The following is a 14,024-nucleotide window of genomic DNA, read 5'->3' on the forward strand; positions in this document are numbered from 1 at the left end:
GCTTTTAGCTCTGCCATTCGTTGTAGCACTTCCCTAAAGCGTAGGAAATATGCGGAGACTCCCATGGGATCAGCGCGAGCTGAAGATCCACTTTGTAAAGAAAAGAATTTTCTTTGCAAAGTTAGCTGAAGCCGTGCCCCATAGGACGCGAAGCCTATTTCCGAAGCTTTGCTTAGTATATAATACATTTCAAAATAGCCAAATTGATAGACAGCTTGATTACTTTTTTCGCAATAAGTTACTTCGCAGTATATTCATACAGTGCATTATAAAAGCCAAACGCAACATGAATGTTAATTGAAACATTTCTTGTTGCGTTTGGCTATGGAGTAACTAAAATATTTTTTCCCAAGCACGTGCATCATATGATTCTATGAAAAGCAGATTAATCAGCAAATACATTTTTCCATTCTGCACGTTTGTCCAGCAATTCCTGTGCTAATGCTTGGGCGCCTTCGAGGCTGTGACTGGCAGCCCACCCGCACTGTACTTCGTTACATGCAGGTACTTCTGTTGCTGCTAGCACATCTTTTAATGATGCTTCTAATGCATCTAACACTTCATCATAATTGTCGTGATTAATAACCGTTAAATAAAAGCCGGTTTGACAACCCATTGGGCCAAAATCTACGACGGTATCATGATGATTACGAATGTTTTCTGCCATTAAATGCTCCAATGAATGGAGGGCGGGCATTTCCATATGCCCTTGGTTCGGTTGTTTTAAACGGACATCATATTTGTGGATGACATCGCCATTTGCGCCTTCCGTTGTACCTGCTAAGCGGATATAAGGTGCTGCTACTTTTGTGTGATCTAGATTAAAACTTTCTACGTTCATTTTTTTGACCATGTTTATCACTCCTATTTTTGTTTGAATCGTGGAAAACCTAACAAAATTGCTAGTATCCCAAAAATCAGTAATGCTATCGGATAGAAAGAATACGGTAGTATACTAACAGGGGAAATAGCTGCTAGTCCTGAAGCTGCTAGCATCTGCCCTCCATAAGGTACAATACCTTGCCATCCTCCTGCAAAAATATCGAGAATACTGGCAGACTTACGTGCGTCAATCTGATATTCATCTGCAATATTTTTCGCTAATGGACCGGTAATAATAATGGAAATAGTGTTATTGGCAGTGGCGATATCTGTTGTACTGACAAGGCCTGCAATGGCAAATTCTGCACCTTTCTTCGTTTTGATTTTACTTGTGACAGCATGTAACAACCATTGAATCCCGCCATTATGCTGAATAATGGCAATAATACCACCGATTAAGATTGCAACGATCGCAATATCCTCCATATTGATGATTCCTTGTGAAACAGCTTGAACGAAGGAAACGAGCGTATATGATCCATCAAATAAACCAATAATACCTGCAAAAATTGTACCACCTGTTAAGACAATCAATACATTGACACCAAGAATTGCGGCAATCAGAACGGTGAGGTACGGAAGTATTTTCACAAATTGATAGGAATAATCTCCAAGGGCATCGATTTGCTCACCAGATGTTACAATCCATAAGATAATAGCTGTGACGAGTGCCCCGGGTAGGACAATCCAAAAGTTCGCTTTAAACTTATCGCTCATCTTTGTTTTCTGTGTGCGAACGGCAGCAATGGTTGTATCAGAAATCATCGACAGATTATCACCGAAGATTGCACCGCCAATAACTGTTCCCATTGCTAATGCTAAAGGGATACCAGTTTGTTCTGCGATACCAATCCCAATCGGCGCTAACGCTGCAACAGTACCCATCGACGTCCCCATTGAGATCGAGATAAAACAGCCAACAATAAACAATCCTACCATTAATAGATTACTAGGAATTAAGGATAATCCTAGGTTGACGGTAGCATCGACCGCCCCCATCCCTTTAGCTGTTTGGGAAAAGGCACCTGCTAATACGAAAATAACAGCCATCAGCATAATATTCGGATGGCCAGCGCCTTTCGTAAATATATCAATTTTATCAGCAAGTTTTTCTTTTCTGTTCATCGCTAAGGCAATCCCACTTGCAATAATAACTGCCACATTTAACGGCATATTGGAAAAATCACCTGAGATAATGCCAGTTCCAATAAATAATAAGACAAAGATGAATAACGGGGCAAGTGCCGTTATATTCCCCTTGTTGTTAGACATGATGAATGCCCCCTTCATTTTTAGTTAAGTTAATGCATTGTCATACCACCGGTCACGTTGATTCCTTGACCAGTCATGTAATTAGCGTAATTGGATGCGAGAAAAACAACTACATTTGCAATATCTGCCGGTACTGCTGTTCGTCCGAGTGGTACTTGCGAATGATCTTCCGCTTGTATCGCTGCAGCATCTACTCCGCGTAAGTTTCCACCAATGACTCGTTCTTTTTTCTTCATTTCAGTTTCTACAATGCCTGGGCAGACTGCATTGACATTGATTTGATCCTTCGCTAATTCAATAGCAGCTACTTTTGTCATGCCAAGGACAGCGTGCTTCGAAGCAACATAGCTGCCCATTAAACGGTAGCCATTTTTGCCAGCTTGGGAGGCGATATTGATGATTTTACCACCTTCTCCTTGTTGCTGTAACTTCCTGGCGACAGTTTGCATGCACATATAAACACCTTTCGCATTGACATCCATTGTTTTGTCCCAGTCTTGTTCATTGATATCAACAAAGTAATCCATCGTTGAAATGCCGGCGTTGTTTACGAGAATATCGATTCGGCCAAAGTGCGCTATAACATTGTCTACCATAGTTGTTACTTGTTTTTGATCAGACACATCTACTTGCTGGTAAAAGAACTGTTCAGACTCCGTGGTCGCGGGTGGTGCCATATCGGCGACCGCCACTTTGGCACCACAATCCAAAAATGCATCGACGATTGCTTTTCCGATACCGCTAGTACCTCCGGTTACAATCGCTATTTTATTCGTTAAATCCATCGCATACATGTGATCACTCCATTATTCCAGTGTTTCTTTTGCTATATCTACTACGTATTTGAGCTTGTCCCATTGCTGCTGTTCGGTTAATTTATTCCCGTGATGTGTGGATGAGAATCCGCACTGCGGACTGATGCACAGTTGTGATTTTGGAACAAATTGACTTGCTTCTTCGATACGAGCTTTCATTTCGTCTTTATCTTCTAGTTCTCCTTTTTTAGAAGTAAAGATACCAATCACGACATTTGGTCCGCCAGCGGGAATGTGCTGCAACGCTTCAAATGTACCAGAGCGTTCATCATCATATTCTAAGAAAAAGGCGTCGACTTTTTCTTCGGCAAATAGACGAGGGGCAATTTTATCATAGGCACCGGAAAATGCGTGAGTAGATCGATAGTTTCCTCGACACAAATGAGTGGTGACATACAAATCTTGCGGTTTATTTTCTAGTACACGATTCACCATTCTTATAGACAGATCAAATAATTGTTCCATGGAATAAGCATGGTCGTAAATAAAGTCATTTTCCGTAACAAAACCAGCAATCGAAACGTCATCTAATTGAATGTAACGGCATCCTGCTTCATAGAAAGCAGCAAGTGCATCACGATAGGCATTCACAATATCATCGGCATATGCTTCGATATCTGGATAAATATCAGGATTTCTCATGCCAACATATAATAATTGATTAGGACTCGGGATCGTCTGCTTAGCAACGGCACGGCCGTCTACAATTTGATTAAATGTTTTAAAGTCTTGCAGAAAAGGGTGATCTTGATTAAATGAGATCTTGCCAATATTACGAACATTGTATGGTTCTGTCTCTTCGTCTTCGAAATCAAAGCCTTGATCCGGAACATATCCTTCGATTCCATTGAGGTGCTCCAGAAAATCAATGTGCCACCAATCTCTTCTGAACTCTCCGTCCGTAACTGCTTGAAGGCCAACTTCTATTTGCTTATCTACGATACGTTTTAATTCTTGTGTTTCGATGTCATGTAATTGACCGGCAGTGATCTTGCCAGTTTTGTAATCTTTTCTTGCTTGAAGCAGATTGGCAGGTCGCAAAAGACTTCCTACATGATCTGCTTTAAATGGTGGGTGAATAGAAATGGTCATAATTTATTTCCTCCTAATTAGTTTTTGCGAAATAAAAAAACCTCTCCTTTAAGAAGGAGAGGTCATTAAACAATGTTCAAATACTCTTCCTATCTTTTAAGCATAACGCTTCTGGAATTGGCACAATGCTGATAACAGCTGTTGCCGAGGCTTCAAAGGGCCAGTCCCTCCACCTCTCTTGATAAGAAATATCGTAAAATATGAAATTAATAAAATTAAATTTACCCTAAAATTCGACAAACGTCAAGTTAAAAATTTTTAAGATAGTACTTGAAGACCACCTGTCCCTTGTGGAAAAAAATAACTGTTCGCTGTACAATGAAGGTAATTAGGAGCCAAATTATATCAGATTGGCAGGTTAAATGCAGGCATCCAAGTAATCAAGCTGAACATGAAGATGTGTTCCTATAATATGGAATATGTAATGCTAGCTAGCAGCTTAGTGGTAATGAGGGGGAGTTGACATGATCAAGGCTGTTTTATTTGATTTAGATGGTACATTGTTAAATAGGGATGCTTCAGTACGGCATTTTATTACGAATCAATACGAAAGACTAGCTTCGTTACATCACTTATCAAAAGATTCCTATATTATAAGGTTCATTGAATTAGACAACAGGGGCTATGTCTGGAAGGATAAAGTCTACCAGCAGATGGTAGAAGAATTCGAGATAACGGGTCTAAGCTCAGAAGCATTGCTTGCAGATTATATCAGCCAGTTCCAGTTCAGCTGTGTACCTTTTGCTCATCTGAAAGAAACGTTGGATCATTTAAAACAGAGAGGTATCGCACTAGCTATTATTTCAAATGGTAAAGGACAGTTCCAATTGGACAATATAAAAGCACTAGGAATTGAACATTATTTTGATACGATCCTGATTTCCGAGTGGGAAGGAATGAAAAAGCCAGATCCTCGTATTTTTCAAAAAGCGCTGGGGCAATTACATGTACAGCCTGATCAAAGTATATTCATTGGCGATCATCCGGAAAATGATGTGCTGGCAGCGCAGCGTATTGGTATGCAAGCTATTTGGAAAAAGGACGCAGGATGGAGAACGTGTTCTGCGGATTGGGCGGTGGATGACCTGAAGGAAATCTTACCAATCATCATTGACAATAAGTTGGGATAACACGGTTTTACCTATACTGGTGTTATCACTACAATGACAAAATAAGCAATTCACGATTAATTTATTCTAAAAATAAACAAAGCAGGTGATACAGTGAGTTCTCTTTTAATTAAGAACGCGAGAAATATTATAACAATGGACAATGACAGAAACCAATACGAAGGCGGAAGTATGTATATTGAGGGGCAGGAGATTATTGCCATCGGTGAGGATATTCCATACCAAACCGCAGATAAAGTGATAGATGCGAAAGGGAAGATCATTTTTCCCGGTTTGATTAATACTCATCATCATCTTTATCAAACTTTTACCAGGAATATTCCACGTGCTCAGGATGTCGAATTATTTGATTGGTTGATCACATTGTACGATATTTGGCGTTACCTTCGTCCCGAAGACGTCTATTTAAGTGCAATGGTTGGGTTGGGAGAACTATTAAAAAGCGGTTGTACTACGGTATCCGATCATTTTTATGTGTTTCCTAATTCTGTGAGCGGTGAGTTGATCGATGAGGAAATTCGTGCTGCAGCTGATTTGGGCATTCGTTTTTTTCCAACTAGAGGGTCCATGAGTTTAGGACGATCAAAAGGAGGATTGCCACCAGATGAGGTTGTTCAGGACGAGGAGACAATTTTGCGTGACTCCCGTAGAGTAATTGAAACATATCATGATGCTAGTAAATTTTCTATGTTACGTATTGGGGTGGCGCCATGTTCACCTTTTTCTGTCAGCAAAGATCTTTTAACAGAATCGTCTAGTCTTGCCCGCACTTATGGCGTTAGAATGCATACACATCTTGCGGAAACACAAGATGAAGAAGATTTCTGTCGAGAGAAACTGGGTCTCCGTCCGTTGGAACTAATGGAAGAAACAGGGTGGATAGGCGAGGATGTCTGGTATGCACACGGCATATGGTTTAATGATGAGGAAATAACGAAACTGGGAGCATGTGGGTGTGGTATCGCGCATTGTCCGAGCAGTAATATGAAGCTCTCATCCGGTACCTTTCCAATTGAGAAAATGCTTGCAAATAATGTGAATGTTGGTCTTGGTGTTGACGGGTCTGCTTCCAATGACGCATCCAGTATGTTACTCGAAGTGAAAATTATGAATCTCTTACATAAGTTACAGCACGGCTCTACTGCTTTATCAGCAGAGGAATGTTTATATGTGGCAACAAGAGGATCCTCTAAAGTTCTCGGCTGGGAGGATGCAATCGGCTCATTAGAAGTAGGAAAAGCTGCTGATTTATTTATGATTGATACCAACAGATTAGAGTTTGCAGGTGCGTTGTTTGATGATACCTCTTTACCGGTACTAACGGGTACAGCACAGGTGGATACCACGATTGTTGGAGGAAAAGTGGTTGTGGAAGGTGGTCGTCTAGTCGGGATTAATGAAGAGCAAATCGCTTTCCAGGCACAAATAGCAGCAAACAGAATGCTGGAAATGGCAGCAAAGAATACAAACGTAAATTATCGTAGAAGACGTTCCAAGAAATAAGGTTAGAACGAGCAAGTATCATGGATTTTCCATGATACTTGCTGTTCCCAAGATCTTTGGCTTATGCTGCTAGCACGACTAGCTGATCTCCTTTATCGAGTGTTATTTTTTTCTGTAAGGTAACAAAAATTAATTTGCCATTTTTACTTTTCACACATAGCGGTGTACCTTCTATCGATCGCTCATTTCGATCTAATGTTTGCTTTTCCGTCATTTCGATTGTTTTAAAAGTATAGCCAATGTTGACTTTCTTGTTTAATTCCCTAAAAGTTTCTTTTTCACCAAAAAGCATATTGGCTTTCATGGATGGCGAAAGCTCTTGGAGCTCCGATGTATTCTTAGCGATCGTAAGTGAAAAGGTATGATGATACCCGAATGTTGGCAGATAAGACTGGCATACAAGCGCATTATATGCACCATCCCCCTTCATTGCCAATATCGTTTGATACGGTGTCATATCAATTTCAAAATCGCTTTGTTCCGAGAGAATTTCACCGTGGTAAGTGGATATTCCTAACTTCTTCGCTTGGTAAAGAAGGTCCTCAGAGGAATCCGCAATCAACGCCTGTATGTCTAAAGTCTTTAAATGAGCTGCAAGGGCAATCGAAAAACTGCTCGCACCAACCATTATGACACCATTGGATGTCGTATTTGCCAAGCCCAGCTGCTTAGAAAGCGGTCCAATCGAAAAGCCATGGACACAAACCGTGATAAAGACTAAAGCAAAAGTTAATGATGTTAAAATACTTGCGTTTTGATAACCATCCGCGATCAATACTTCAGCAAAATAACCAGAGACAGCCAATGCGACGATCCCTCTTGGAGCGATCCATCCTACTAATGCTTTCTCCTTTAACGTAAGCTCTGTTCCAATTGTGGAAATCCAAATCGAGAGCGGTCGTACAAGAAAAAGCATCACTACGACAAAGCTGATAATCGGCCATGTGAATGTTTCGGTCAGAATCTCTCTCGTTAACGAAGCAGTAAGTAAAATGAAAACAGTAGAGGTTAACAGAACTGATACATCTTCCATAAAATGCCCGGTACTGCCAATGGAGCGGATATATTTTTTTGTGCGGGCTAATGTAATGCCCATGATCGTCACGGCAAGCATTCCCGTTTCATGCATGATCACTTCTCCGATCGAGAAACAAATTAATACGAAACATAAAATAAACGGGGATTTTAGGTATTCAGGAATTATCCCTTTTCCAATCAGGAGACTTACCAGTATACCAATGATATATCCAGCCATCACAGCGAGCAATGCAGCACCAAAGAAAGGAATAAAATCACTGAATTCAAATGACTCAGCAGATGTAATTTTTATGATTTCATACGCGAATAAGGCGAGGAGTGGGCCGATTGGATCAACGATAATTCCTTCCCATTTCAGTACAGAAGAAACCCTTGTTTTTAATTTAGCCTGTCTTAGTAATGGAATAATAACAGTTGGGCCTGTGACAACAAATAACCCACCAATGATAAATGAAATTTCCAGGTTAAGACCTGCAATAAAGTGAGCAGCTAAAGCACCGCCAATCCATGCTAAGAACGCGCCAAATGTTACGATGCGATAAACAGATTTAGAAATTCCTCTAAGCTCACGTATATCAAGGCTTGTACTTCCTTCAAATAAAATCAGGGCAACAGCAAGTGAAATAATTGGGCTGTATAGACTGCCAATCGCTTCCTGTGGATTGATAAAACCGGTAATCGGACCTATCAGTAGTCCGGCAATAGACATGATCACGATGGATGGCCATTGGATTCTCCATGCCAGCCATTGAGAAAAAATCCCAAGTGATATCACTATAACAATACTAAACAAAGCAAATTCTGACGCTATCATCATCACCTTCTGATTGTGTTAGACTTTCAGATAAGTATAGCTTTTCGTTTCTGTATTGTAAAAAAATACGCGCTGACAATAAATGACGATGTTCTGTTTATCACGGTGCTAACCGTCTGTAAGACTCCCACTTCAAGCTTGAAGTATCACAAAGAAGCTAGGTGGGGGATAAACGGACGATAACTTCCTGATAAGTCTCACTTTATGATATACTTTTAAAAAATGGTTGGAGGTAATGTCGTTGAGTATTCACTTCAAAGTGGAAAGGTATGTGCAAGTATCTAAACAAGCAGCATATGAAGCTTTACTTGATCTCGATTCTGCAAAGGATTGGATGCAAGGATTAGTTAGGATAGAACGCTTAGACAGCGGGCCGTTGGCGGTGGGAAGCGAGTGGAAAGAAACACGAAAAATGTTTGGTACCCAAGCTACTGAACATTTTGAGGTGGTTGAACTTGATGAACCAGATAAGGTAGTTTTCCGTTGCGATGGAACAAAAGGAACGACTGGAAAAGGAGAATATTTGTTTACCTATCTTCTTACCTCTGGACAAGATCAAACAAAGATTACATTGCACGGTGAAATAAGCGGACTTACAGGATTTGCTAAATTGTTTGGTAAAATGATTGCCGGAACTTTCAAAAAAGCATGCGCCAAAGACTTAGATGCGTTAAAAAATTTCCTGGAAAACTGAGCAGTATACTGCCCTGAGACCTCTATTCTGGTTCAGGGCAGTGTGCTTCAAATCTCATTATTAAAAAGTATTTGATCTTGAGTAATGTCAATGATCTTTAGTCTGTTGGTTTTCTTAATAAATACAGATTTATATTTAATAGATCCATTTGACTCTTCATAGAGAATAATTCGTTTATAGGGATTATTCTCTTTTATATTGACCGTATATTGGTCTATCTCCATATAGTTCTCCATATATCCATATTCTTGTAACTCTTCTTGTGCTTCTCCGCTTATGTCACCTGTGTTACAAGCTGTCAAGCTAAACACGATGATACATAACCATACTAATTTTTTCATTATAACCACTCCTGTTATCTATTCTTTCCCTATTTTAGTAGAAAAAATTAAATAACTGATGAGATGAGGATGAGAATTTAATGAGAGTGTACTATCGATTATCTTCATTGTAACATTTTACAAGAAATACCGATTTTTTTGTGTATTCTATCCAATGACACTAGTTAGACAAAAATATAGGATATAGATAAGCAAAAACGCAATTACCAAAAGATAGTAAAATAAGTGGTGAAGAAGGAGCGATCGTATGGGGGATAAGAGAAAAAAGTTAAACGGATTTGGTTTATTAGTTTGTGCACTGACAATGTTTTTATTAATGGCATGCAGCCAAGAAGGTTCTAGTAAGTCTGCATCAGGTGAAGGAGAAACAGCTTCAGTCAAGCTTATCCTGAACTGGTTTGCGAAAGCACAGCACGGTGGAATATATGCAGCAGAAGATCAAGGGATTTTTGCTGAGAACGATCTGGATGTCGCCATTGAACCCGGAGGTGCTCAAGTCTCGCCGATACAGCTGGTTTCTTCAGGAAGTGCTGAATTTGGGTTAGTACATGCTGATCAGCTTGTGACAGCTAGAAATGAAGGGATAGAATTAGTGGCTGTTGCTGCTACCATGCAAGGAAGTCCTCAAGCACTGATGTTTCATGAAGGGAAAGGAATAGAAGACTTCAGCGAAATGAATGGAAAGAAAGTATTTATTCAGCCAGGTATCGTTTACTGGGATTACTTACAAAATAATTATGATTTAAATGAAGTAGAAGAGCTAGCATATTCTGGTCAACATGCTAATTTCATCAGTGATCCGGATTCTGTCAGTCAGGCATTTGTCACTTCGGAACCATTTTTCTTAAAGCAAGAAGGGATCGAAACCGAAACAAAGCTGATCTCCGATTCCGGGTATGATCCGTATAATATTGTTTTGTTTGTTACAAAGGATTACCTGGAGGAAAATAAAGAGATTGTCCAACGAATGGTAACCTCATTCGTGGAGGGATGGAACTATTATAAAGAATCGCCGGATGAGATTACAGAAGTCATTCACAAAGAGACGCAAGATCTCTCATTAGAGGCGTTACAATTCGAACAGGAATCACAAGAAGAATTTGTCTTTGGCAGAGACGCAGCAGAACATGGTGTTGGCTATATGACAGAGGAGCGCTGGTCTACTTTAATTGACCAATTATATGAGTTAGAATTATTGGACGAAAAATTTGATGCCAATGATATTTTCACCACTGAATTTTTGCCAGAATAAAAAGTACGAAAGCTTAGCTAACCGTCTGTAAGACTCCCACTTCAAGCTTCGAGTATCACAAAGTACTAAATTTGAAGTAAACAGACGCTAACACCCTGATCAAAGTCTCACATTATAGTCAAGCATAAGCCGCATGTAACACGCATATCTTAGATGAGATGTCGTGCTACACGCGGTTTTTCTTATCAGTAAAGAAAGAAAAGTACAGTCACAGCAGTAATCACTTTGAACATGAAGCTGAGTTCCTATAATATGGATTATGTTAACTAGCAGCTTAGTGGTCATTTTGAAAAATTATGTGTGGTATGATACCGCTCCGTCCAACCACTCCGCGTCCTGCGGGGCACGGCTGGAGCTAACTTTGTGAAGAAGAACGCTTCACAAAGTGGATCTCCAGCACCTGCACAATCCCGCGTGAGTCTCCGTTGTTGGCCTCCGCTGATGTATAGCTCCACAATTTATGCGACAGTTAGGATATGAAGCACTAACTGCAAGATTTAAACCTTAATTGATGAAATACATTGCTAAGCACCACTGCTTCTAGCTGTTCCAATCGTTGTAGTACTTCCCATTAGCGTAGGAAATAGGCGGAGACTCCCGTGGAATCAGCGCGAGCTGAAGATCCACTTATGAAAGAAAAGAATTTTCTTTCATAAGTTAGCTGAAGTCGTGCCCACAGGACGCGGAGCCTATTTCCGGAGCTTTGCTAAGCAGATAATCTATATCAAAATGACTATTTGGCAATAAAGCCTTAGTTAACATAATCCATATTATAGGAAGTTTTTTATTAATGAAGTCAATTAGGACCGGGGGGCGGTTATGCTTATTTAGTGTTCTGCGCCGTACTTCCGGGACATTGCTAAGTGAATAAAACCTTTCAAAATTACCACAACAACATACAGTCTCGCTTAACATTAACCGTATAACACCCTGATAAGTTTCGCTAATGATCATAGGGTTCAAAAATCCCCACTTAACAAAGTCTCACTTTATTTGAAGTAGTTTTCGTATTTTCCAATAAAATAGCATAAGTAAATCTATTTTTCATAGACTAGTAATAACTTTAAATCGTAATGATTTTGGTTTGTTGGATAACAAGAAAATGTAATAAGCGGGAGGAATGCTGAAATGGGCAGTTTTCGAAATACTATCACAGATGTAACTGGACTTTTTTTATTTGGATGTTGTGTGTGTATTTTGCAGATAAGCAGTACGTTTAAAGGGGTATTTACGTTACCAGATTCTATCTATAATTTAAATACTATTTTTTTAAGTATTTTAATTGAAGCCTTACCTTTTGTCCTGATTGGTGTCTTGATTGCTGGTGGGATTCAAATATTTATAACTGAAGATTATATCAAGCGGTTAATACCAAAGAATAAATTTTTGGCTATCGTTATGAGTTGTGTCGTAGGTGCGTGTTTTCCAGCGTGTGAGTGCGGCATTGTTCCCATTGTCAGACGATTGATAACGAAAGGAGTACCTATTTATGCGGGGATAGGGTTCCTGTTAACCGGACCGCTTATTAACCCGATTGTAATTTTATCTACTTTTATGGCATTCGGAAATGATCTTAATATAGCCATTTCCAGAATGATGATAGGATTTGTCATTGCGATCGTGATCGCTACGGTTATTAGTGTGTTGTTCAAATCGAATCAATTGAAACAGACAAGCACACATAATGCTGGTTGTTCACATCATGTAGAAAAAACATCAACATCTATCATTGAGAAATGTACTAATGTCTTTCTGCACGCTGTCGACGAATTTTTTGATATGGGTAAATATCTAATCATGGGTGCATTGGTAGCAGCTTTTGTCCAAACATACATATCATCAGAAGCGCTAGTAGCATTAGGTGATGGACAGGCCATTTCTTCTACCGCTGTCATGATGGGCCTTGCTTATTTTCTTTCTCTCTGTTCAGAAGCAGATGCTTTTATTGGGGCTTCCTTTCGTAATTTATTTCCAACCTCTGCTATTTTGGCGTTTCTCATTTATGGTCCAATGATCGATCTGAAAAATACGTTTATGTTGTTAAGTACTTTTAAAGCAAGATTTGTTTTCATTTTTTTAGGAATTGTTACGTTTACCGTGTTCCTTACCATGCTTTTACTTAGTGGATTGTATTAAAGGAGGGAGATGAAGCTATGAATGTTCAACAAGCTGTTAGGGCTATGATTTTATTACTGTTTGCCTTATTCATTACTAATCTTCATTATTCGGATCAAGTCTTATTGTTAATTAATCCGAAGTATGAAGCAATCAGTAAGATCGGTGTTTTTATTTTGCTGGTTTTATTTGGATTTCAGATCCACCGTATTTGGAAAACGAAGCAAAACGAAAGCCATGAACATGACTGTGATCACCATCATGATCATGGGTATGGTACCATTAATGTTAGAAAATTGACTTCTTATTCTATTATTCTATTGCCAATAATTACAGGACTTGTGCTACCACTATCAACCTTAGATGCGTCGATTGCAGAAAAAAAAGGTGTGATGCTTTCACTTACGAATAATGCCAATAGGGAAGAGAGTACGACAACAAATAATGGTAATGCCTCAGGTAGCCAGCAAGATTACAATCAGCCTGATCCTAATCTGAACTCCAATGGAATGAAGAAGGATGAATATGAGCAAATGAAAGGTTCATTAGCTGATGCGTCATCGATAAAGATGACTGATCAAGCTTATTCTACTTATTATGAAATGATAAATGCCGAACCGGAAAAGTATGTAGGGAAGGAAATCTCTATAAAAGGTTTTGTATATAAAGAAGATGGGTTTGATGCCAATCAAGTGGTGATAGGCAGATACTTAATCACTCATTGTGTGGCAGACTCCAGCTTAATTGGATTCCTGTCGACATTGGAAGGAGCGGAGTCTATAGCTGAAGATACCTGGATTAGTGTTACAGGTACTATTTATCTGCAGGACTACAATGGGATATCCTTACCGGCAATAAAAGTGACAGGCTGGGAAGAGATTCAGCAGCCGGAACTGCCTTATGTGTACCCAGTCGTTATAAAATTAATGTGAATTGGCGAAAAGCTTCAATGAAAAAGGTGCACGCTCATCTGTTTCATAACCAGAAGTATATAAGTACAGTCATAGAAGTAAACATGTTAAACATAATTGCTAGATTCTTATAATATAGATTTTGTTAACTAGCCATTGCTAGAC

The 14,024-nt window shown here is 39.4% G+C and carries 12 protein-coding genes and 1 riboswitch; of the genes, 6 read left to right on the forward strand and 6 right to left on the reverse strand.

Translation table 11 applies throughout. The features are described from left to right. Positions 1 to 385: 385 nt before the first annotated feature. Genes MUN87_RS19620 through MUN87_RS19635 form a run of 4 tightly spaced genes read right to left on the reverse strand, consistent with a single transcriptional unit; the run spans position 386 to position 4,061 of the window. On the reverse strand, positions 386 to 853 hold the full coding sequence (locus MUN87_RS19620) for an S-ribosylhomocysteine lyase (RefSeq protein ID WP_244743231.1): 468 nt from the start codon (positions 851 to 853) through the stop codon (positions 386 to 388). A gap of 11 nt (positions 854 to 864) precedes the next feature. Continuing rightward, entirely contained in the window at positions 865 to 2,154 is a 1,290-nt protein-coding gene (locus MUN87_RS19625; RefSeq protein WP_244743239.1) for a Na+/H+ antiporter NhaC family protein, read from the reverse strand. A 29-nt stretch (positions 2,155 to 2,183) separates the two neighbouring features. After that, positions 2,184 to 2,948 carry an SDR family NAD(P)-dependent oxidoreductase gene (locus tag MUN87_RS19630; protein WP_244743242.1) on the reverse strand — a complete coding sequence of 255 codons (765 nt, stop codon included), beginning with the start codon at positions 2,946 to 2,948 and terminating at the stop codon, positions 2,184 to 2,186. 12 nt (positions 2,949 to 2,960) lie between these two features. Next, positions 2,961 to 4,061: a 5-methyltetrahydropteroyltriglutamate--homocysteine S-methyltransferase gene (locus tag MUN87_RS19635; protein WP_244743245.1), complete on the reverse strand. Its 1,101-nt coding sequence runs from the start codon at positions 4,059 to 4,061 to the stop codon at positions 2,961 to 2,963. Positions 4,062 to 4,147: 86 nt separating this feature from the next. Further along, positions 4,148 to 4,249: riboswitch (SAM riboswitch) on the reverse strand. Positions 4,250 to 4,525: 276 nt separating this feature from the next. Between MUN87_RS19635 and MUN87_RS19640 the strand changes: the two genes are divergently transcribed. Together MUN87_RS19640 and MUN87_RS19645 are read left to right on the forward strand one after the other, a co-directional pair. Continuing rightward, the gene (locus tag MUN87_RS19640; protein ID WP_244743248.1) at positions 4,526 to 5,191 is read left to right on the forward strand and encodes an HAD family hydrolase; all 666 of its coding nucleotides are present in this window, start codon (positions 4,526 to 4,528) and stop codon (positions 5,189 to 5,191) included. Between the two features lie 93 nt (positions 5,192 to 5,284). After that, entirely contained in the window at positions 5,285 to 6,694 is a 1,410-nt protein-coding gene (locus MUN87_RS19645) for an 8-oxoguanine deaminase (RefSeq protein WP_244743252.1), read from the forward strand. 61 nt (positions 6,695 to 6,755) lie between these two features. Here MUN87_RS19645 and MUN87_RS19650 read toward each other — a convergent pair whose 3' ends face one another. After that, on the reverse strand, positions 6,756 to 8,549 hold the full coding sequence (locus MUN87_RS19650; protein WP_244743256.1) for a cation:proton antiporter: 1,794 nt from the start codon (positions 8,547 to 8,549) through the stop codon (positions 6,756 to 6,758). A 268-nt stretch (positions 8,550 to 8,817) separates the two neighbouring features. On the opposite strand from MUN87_RS19650, the gene MUN87_RS19655 reads away from it, so the two are divergent. Further along, positions 8,818 to 9,240, forward strand: a complete 423-nt coding sequence (locus MUN87_RS19655) for an SRPBCC family protein (RefSeq protein ID WP_244743259.1) — start codon at positions 8,818 to 8,820, stop codon at positions 9,238 to 9,240. 47 nt (positions 9,241 to 9,287) lie between these two features. On the opposite strand, the gene MUN87_RS19660 is transcribed toward MUN87_RS19655, so the two are convergent. Continuing rightward, entirely contained in the window at positions 9,288 to 9,581 is a 294-nt protein-coding gene (locus MUN87_RS19660; RefSeq protein ID WP_244743262.1) for a hypothetical protein, read from the reverse strand. A 247-nt stretch (positions 9,582 to 9,828) separates the two neighbouring features. Here MUN87_RS19660 and MUN87_RS19665 point away from each other — a divergent pair, with 247 nt between their 5' ends. The 3 genes from MUN87_RS19665 to MUN87_RS19675 all read left to right on the forward strand — a co-directional run bounded on the left by MUN87_RS19665 (position 9,829) and on the right by MUN87_RS19675 (position 13,880). Then, positions 9,829 to 10,833, forward strand: coding sequence for an ABC transporter substrate-binding protein (locus MUN87_RS19665; RefSeq protein WP_244743263.1), 1,005 nt, complete (start codon positions 9,829 to 9,831; stop codon positions 10,831 to 10,833). A 1,128-nt stretch (positions 10,834 to 11,961) separates the two neighbouring features. Further along, on the forward strand, positions 11,962 to 12,969 hold the full coding sequence (locus MUN87_RS19670; protein ID WP_244743265.1) for a permease: 1,008 nt from the start codon (positions 11,962 to 11,964) through the stop codon (positions 12,967 to 12,969). A 17-nt stretch (positions 12,970 to 12,986) separates the two neighbouring features. Continuing rightward, the gene (locus MUN87_RS19675) at positions 12,987 to 13,880 is read left to right on the forward strand and encodes a TIGR03943 family putative permease subunit (RefSeq protein ID WP_244743267.1); all 894 of its coding nucleotides are present in this window, start codon (positions 12,987 to 12,989) and stop codon (positions 13,878 to 13,880) included. Positions 13,881 to 14,024: the final 144 nt, after the last annotated feature.

Source organism: Gracilibacillus salinarum (genome assembly GCF_022919575.1).
GTDB classification, from domain to species: domain Bacteria; phylum Bacillota; class Bacilli; order Bacillales; family Amphibacillaceae; genus Gracilibacillus; species Gracilibacillus salinarum.